The 6,194-nt window shown below is 69.6% G+C and carries 5 protein-coding genes; 1 reads left to right on the top strand and 4 read right to left on the bottom strand.

The window, feature by feature from the left end:
* Nucleotides 1-930, bottom strand: a 930-nt coding sequence (locus SD626R_RS07975) for a DUF5787 family protein (RefSeq protein ID WP_092565459.1), incomplete at its 3' end; no start/stop codon positions are given.
* A 44-nt stretch (nucleotides 931-974) separates the two neighbouring features.
* Nucleotides 975-1,421 carry a bis(5'-nucleosyl)-tetraphosphatase gene (locus SD626R_RS07970; protein ID WP_092565457.1) on the bottom strand — a complete coding sequence of 149 codons (447 nt, stop codon included), beginning with the start codon at nucleotides 1,419-1,421 and terminating at the stop codon, nucleotides 975-977.
* A gap of 194 nt (nucleotides 1,422-1,615) precedes the next feature.
* Between SD626R_RS07970 and SD626R_RS07965 the strand changes: the two genes are divergently transcribed.
* Entirely contained in the window at nucleotides 1,616-1,948 is a 333-nt protein-coding gene (locus tag SD626R_RS07965) for an uS10/mL48 family ribosomal protein (protein ID WP_092565455.1), read from the top strand.
* Nucleotides 1,949-1,979: 31 nt separating this feature from the next.
* Here SD626R_RS07965 and SD626R_RS07960 read toward each other — a convergent pair whose 3' ends face one another.
* Together SD626R_RS07960 and nasA are read right to left on the bottom strand one after the other, a co-directional pair.
* Nucleotides 1,980-3,329: an MFS transporter gene (locus tag SD626R_RS07960; RefSeq protein ID WP_092565453.1), complete on the bottom strand. Its 1,350-nt coding sequence runs from the start codon at nucleotides 3,327-3,329 to the stop codon at nucleotides 1,980-1,982.
* 567 nt (nucleotides 3,330-3,896) lie between these two features.
* Entirely contained in the window at nucleotides 3,897-6,074 is a 2,178-nt protein-coding gene (gene nasA, locus SD626R_RS07955) for an assimilatory nitrate reductase NasA (protein WP_092565451.1), read from the bottom strand.
* Nucleotides 6,075-6,194 lie beyond the last annotated feature (120 nt).

Below are 6,194 nucleotides of genomic sequence, written 5' to 3'. Positions count from 1 at the left end.
TCTCCCCGGCCCGCCCTCGATCGGCCACCCCTTCGTGCGCCACGTCGGCGGTTCCGGGGAGAAATCCGCGCAGGACCCGGAACACTCCCGCGCGGTGGGGACCTTCTTTTTCGCCGCGCAGTACGGAACCAGCGCCCGCCCCTCGCGGCGGAGCTCGAAGTGACGGCAGTCGGGTCGCATCGTGTCGCGGAACGAGCGCCACCCCTTCCCGTAGGCGCGCTCGGCGATCTCCAGCCGCAGCGTCTCGGTCTCGGCGTCGCGGCGGTCCCCCTCTCCGGGCGCGAGGTCGCTCGGGTGCCACGCGACCTCGGCCGCGTCGCCGTGGGCGCCCTCGGAGAAATCGGTCGCGAGGATGCCGGCCTCGACCGGCAGTTCGCGGAGCAGCGCGGGCTCGACGCGCTCCCCCGTCGTCTCGGTCGCGAGCCACGCCTCGTCGGCGAGGCCGGTCTCCACGTCGTGTTCCAGCTGGTCGGCGAGCCGGTCGGCCGCGGAGCGGTCCAGGTCCGGCTTGTTCTCGACCGCGACGATCCGCTCGACCCAGTCCGGGTACGGCCGCAGCCGGCGAATCTCGATCCGGTTGCCGTCGCGGCGCTTCTCGATCAGGTCCCGGCCCGCGGCGCGGTGGACCGCCCGCCGGACGTAGCGCCACGGGTAGCCGGGGTGCGGGAGCGCGTCGCGGTACCACGACCACTCCGCCGGCGCGCCGCGGACGACGTGGAGGAGGTCGGAGTCGACCGTCCGCTCTCCGAAGGCGCGCCGGGCGGCGAACGCCGCGGGGTCGACCTCGATCACGACCGTGTCCCACCGGCGCTCCTTCGTGCCGAGTTGGCGGGCTACGATCGCGGGACGCGGGCCGTCGCTCGGGTGCCACGCCAACTCGGCGTACCGGCAGACCAGGAGTTCGTAACCGAACTCGGCGTCCGGAGTCACGGCCGTGATAGTACGCGGGTATTTAAAAACGAACTGTCGGCCGCTCAGACGTAGTCGCCCGTCTCCTCGTCCTTCCGCTCGTCGAGGTAGTCGTGGGCCTCTTCGAGGATGTCGCGGGGCCCGTTCTGGGTGATCGTGTTGAGCGCCTGGTCGTAGTCGCGCCACTGCAGGTCGCGGTGCTCGTTCGAGATCTCGGCGCTCGCCTCGAACGAGCGCGCGATGAACAGGTGCACCGTCTTGTGGATGGTGTTGCCGTTCGCCTCGAACACGTAGTCGTACTCCCTGCGGAAGCCGTCGATCAGCCGGAAATCCTCGATCCCGGCCTCCTCGCCGACTTCCCGTATCGCCGTCTGCTGGAGCTCCTCGTCCCCTTCGACCCCGCCCTTGGGGAACTCCCAGTCCCCCGGTCGGCTCTTCAGGAGCAAGTACTCCCGTTCGCCGCGGGTGTCGCGGAAGAGGATGGCTCCGGCGCTGGTCGCTTCGACCGTCATTAGCGTCAGGTAAGCAACCACCCCTAAAGAGGGTGTCGGACTCTCGGACGCACCGGGCGTTTCAGCACCCGAGAACCGATCTGCACCGCCCCCTCGGCCCTCGCTCGCGCACTTATATGTCACGTCCGCACGCGGTGGGCTACGGTAGATGCGTTTTTACCCCTCGGACGACCATGCACGGACGACCCCCAGTCATGACCTTCGTCACCAAACTCTCCTTCGCCTCCGGCGACCGCGAGGTGCTCGCCGAGACGGTCCAGGAGCTCAAGTCGACGCTCGAACGCAAGGGCGCGGAGTGTAAGGGCCCGCACGCCACGCCCGCCGAGACCGTCCGCGTTCCCCTATATAAGAAGCTCCGCGCCGGCGACGAGTTCTCGCCGTGGAGCTACTCGGTGTACAGGCGCTCGATGGAGATCCACGGCGCCGACGACGTCGCTCGCGAGGTCGTCGGCCGCGACTTCCCGGACTCGATCCACGTCGAGGTCGAGGTCGACCAGAAGAAGCCGCTCGGGCACCGCCGCGACTGAGCGCGAGCGGGACGCGCGCGACTCGCGCGGCTCAGTCGTCGTCGCCGGTCGCGACGATCCGCTCGCCGGAGACGAGCCAGCCGTCGTCGTTAGCGCGCTCCGCGATCGACGGCCGGAACACCCACGCCGTGAGCCCCAAGATCGGGATCATCGACGCCCCGACGACCGCGTAACCGAGGTGGAGGCTGGGCAGAAACGCGGCGGAGAAGGCGAGCGGGTAGACGACCCCGCCGACGGTCCCGATCCCGCCCACGATCCCAGCCACCGAGCCGGAGTTGTCCGGGAACATGGCCGGCACCTGCGCGAAGATCGCGCCCTCCGAGAACGCGCAGCCGGTTCCGACGAGGAAGCCGGCGACGACGGCGACGTAGACGTTCCCCGTCAGCCCCGCGAGCGTCATCCCGAACATCGATACCACGACGAACGAGAGCGCGGCGAACGTCCACTGGTTGCGGTACTCGCCCTCGAAGAACGGGAGGATGTTCCGCTCGTTGCGGGCGACGACATCGCTGACGTACCCTCCGATGGGCCGTAAGAGGCCGGCCGCGACCGAGAACGTCGCGGCGAACGTCGCCGCGATCACCACGTCGCCCTGGCCGAACGCCTCGCGGTAGTACGTCCCGAGCCAGCCGTTCATCGCGAGCTCCAGGCCGAACGACATCACGTAGGCGACGGAGAGGACGACCGCGCCGTAGCGCGTGGCGATGAACCGCCACTGGTCCCAGCTCACGCCCGCCTTCGTCGCCTCCCGCTTCGCCTCGCTCCTCGCGGCGTCCCCGAAGACGTAGTAGACGGTGCCGAGCAGCACCGCGAGGGCGCCGGTGTAGAAGAACGCCGCCCGCCAGTTCGACGAGGTGGCGAGGAAGCCGGCGCCGAAGATCGGGTCGACGTACCCCTCGCCGAAGATCCGCGGCAGGGTGAAGTACGCGCCCAGCCCGGCGCCGGCGTTCCCGATCCCGGCGAAGATCCCCTCGGCGGTTCCGAGGTTCTCCTCCTCGAACCACTCGGCGACGTGCTGGATGCCGATGACGAAGGTGATCCCCGAGAGCGACGCGACGATCCGGGAGGCCGTGAACACCTCGTACGTCTGGGCGAACGCGCTGACGATCGCGAACGCCCCGACGGTGACGAGCGTCACCCCGCCGGTGACGTTCGCCCCGAACCGGTCCGTCAGCGGCCCGACGAGGATGCGACCGAGGGGGACGGCGACGACGGCCGCGCTCGCGACGACCCCGAGCTGCTGGACCGAGAGGCCGAACTCCGCCGCGATCCCGCCGGTGAAAGGCGCGAACGAGAACCAGATGACGAAGCCGAGGTTGAACATCGCCGTCGCCAGGATCAGGTTCCGGTACTTCCCGTACAGCAGGTCGGTCGGTTTCACCGCGCCTCACCCCCCACGGAACGGTCCCGAGCGCCCCGACGGCGACGGTCGACGGACCGATCGGTCGCGTTTCCGCACCGGACTGACCGGGTCGACGGGACTCCGGCGTCGTCGGAACCGGAATCAGGAAGCCGATCCGAATCAAATTGGCCGAACATCGTGTTTCTCACGTTACATCGACACACCCTAGATATTAATAAACGAATCGCTTAACAAAATGCCAATTTGATTGGTGAATGTTGGGGCATTCTCAGTAACGCCTCACACACAGATAAATTCTACTCGAAAAAAGAGAAATTATATGATCGGAACATCGTCGGGATACTTTCCGAATAACGGCACCTCACGTCGCGGTTCGCGGATCCGTTTTACTTCCTTAATCGCGATCGGATCCGTCCCGGATCGGAGCGCCGGCCGAGGCGAGCGGTCGCCCCGCGGCGCGGAGAGGGAAGGCCCGGGAGGTCGGACCCGCCGCTCTCCGGCGGCGTTCGATCGCGACGTCCCGGTGTGACGTCTCCGCGTGACGGCCAGTGTGACGTCCCGGGCGCGACGGGGGCGAGTGACCGCTCAGGGCAGCGAGTCGGCTCCGTTCGCCCGGCCCGCGAGGTCGGCGACGCCGCGGTCGGGCGCGCTCAGCCCGACGGCGCACTGCTTGAGGTTGGGCTCAGACGACTCCGGGTCGGCGGCCGACAGCGTGAGCTGGTTGGCCGCCGGGTTGTGGACCGGCAGCCAGACGAGTCCGGGCGGCACGTCGGCGTCGGGGGTGACCTCCACCGCGACCGCCGAGCGCCGCGACTCGATCACCGTCTTTCCCCGGTCGAACGCCGCCAGGTTGTCGGCGATCGTCTCGGGGTGCAGCCGAGCGGCCGTCTCGCTCCCGTCGTCGGCGTCCGCCCGCGTTCTGACGCCGGTGTTGTAGGCGTCCGGTCGCCGACCGGTCGTGAGCGTGAGGGGATACTCGGCGTCGATCGGCTCCGGGACGCCCTCGTGGGACGCGTTCGAGAACCGCGCCCGGCCGGAGTCGGTGTGGAACGACCACGAGTCGGCGTCGTCGCCCCCGGTCTCGGTCTCCGCCGCGTCGTCCGCTGCTGCGTCGTCAGTCGCTGCGTCGGTCGACGCGCCGCCGTCGTAGTACCTATAGCCGCCCTCGCTGTCGGCGTCCGGAGCGGGCCATCGGACGGCCAGCTCCTCGGCCAACCGGTCGTAGGAGAGCCCGGAGAAGTCGGCCGTCGTGCCGCGCGTCAGGGCGCTCACCTCGTCGAACAGCGCCTCGGGATCGAGTCGGGTCGACTCGAACAGCTCCGGGACGACGCGGTCGGCCACCGCGCCGATGATGTCCACGTCCCGACGGACGCCCTCGGGCGGCTCGCGGGCGGCCGTGACCCGCGAGACGCGTCGCTCCATGTTCATCACCGTCCCCTCGGACTCGCCCCACGTCGCCGCCGGCAACACCACGTCGGCCAGCTTCGCGGTGTCCGAGCGGAACGCGTCCTGCACGATCAGGAAGCTGTCTTCGAGCGCGGCCCGCACGTGACCCGAGTCGGGCACCCCCGCGACGGGGTTCGTCGCCACCGTCCAACAGACGTCGACGTTGTCCCGCGCGAGCTCGTCGATGATCCGGACGAACCCCGGTCCGGACGAGTCCGGGAGCCGGGTCATGGGGACCCCCCACTCCCTCGCGATCGCCTTGCGGTGGGCGACGTCGTCGAACGACCGGTACCCCGGCCACGACGACTTCGAGGCGCAGACGCGGTTCCCCATCGAGTTCGCCTGCCCGGTCAGGGAGAAGGGGCCGCTGCCCGGCCCGAGGTTTCCCGTCGCGAGACAGAGGTCGATCAGCGAGCGGGCGGTCCCGGTCCCCTGAACGCTCTGGTTGACGCCCATCCCCCAGTAGACGACGGTCCGCGCGTCGAACGCCGCCGCCAGCTCCGCGACGCGACCGGGGGATACGCCGGCGGTCTCGGCCGCGACGTCGACGTCGGGCAGCGAGCCGACCATCGCCTCGAACCCCTCGGTGTGTCGGTCGACGAACCCGCGGTCGACGAGCCCCTCGTCGACGGCCTCGGCGAGGGCCGCCCGCGCCAGGGCCAGGTCGGTCCCGGGCTCCGGCCGCACGTGGAGGTCGGCGTCCGCCGCCGTCTCGCTCTCGACAGGGTCGACGACGATCAGGTCGCCGTCGTCGCCGGCGCTGTCGGCGATCCATCGGTACAGCACCGGGTGAGCGATCTTCGGGTTCGCGCCCCAGATCACGTGGGTCTCGGCCTGGGGGACGTCCTCGTACGTCGGCGGCGGAGCGTCGCTCCCGAACGCCTGCACGTACGCCCGGACCGCGGAGGCCATACAGAGGGTGGTGTTGGCGTCGTAGTGCCGGGTCCCGAAGCCGCCGCGGGCGAGCTTACCCAGCGCGTACGCCGCCTCGTTCGTCTGCTGGCCGCTCCCCAGCACCGCGACGTTGTCGTTCCCCTTCCTGAGCGCCTCGATGATCCGCACGGCGACCGTGCCGAGCGCGGTGTCCCAGTCGGCCGGCCGGAGCTCCCCGCCGCGCCGGATCAGCGGCTCGGTCACGCGCTCGCCGCCCGGGTCGACTGTCTCGCGCACCCCGCGACTGCACGTCGATCCGGCGTTCGTCGGGTGAGCCTCGTCGCCGCGGACCTCGACGACGCCCCGGCCGTCGCCCGCGTCGCGCTGTCGGTACCCGCAGCCGACCGCACACCGCATACACGTGGTCGGTTTACGATCGGTCATCGAGCGGTATCGTGATCAGTCTCCAGACAGTATACTGCGTGATTGTTTCGATCGAACTCATAATTGTATCCGATCGTCCGGCGTTACCGGGTCAGTCTGAATCCCCGTTTCGTCGCTCTC

It is taken from the genome of Halorubrum sp. SD626R (genome assembly GCF_001261915.1).
GTDB lineage: Archaea > Halobacteriota > Halobacteria > Halobacteriales > Haloferacaceae > Halorubrum.
The sequence above is the reverse complement of the archived record's forward strand: the minus strand, read 5'-3'. Positions and strand labels throughout refer to the sequence as shown.

What these genes read in the sequence shown, in the direction of transcription:
- SD626R_RS07970 (WP_092565457.1), bottom strand. Translation starts at nt 1,421, where the DNA reads ATGACGGTCGAAGCGACCAGCGCCGGAGCCATCCTCTTCCGCGACACC.
- SD626R_RS07965 (WP_092565455.1), top strand. Translation starts at nt 1,616, where the DNA reads ATGACCTTCGTCACCAAACTCTCCTTCGCCTCCGGCGACCGCGAGGTG.
- nasA (WP_092565451.1), bottom strand. Translation starts at nt 6,074, where the DNA reads ATGACCGATCGTAAACCGACCACGTGTATGCGGTGTGCGGTCGGCTGC.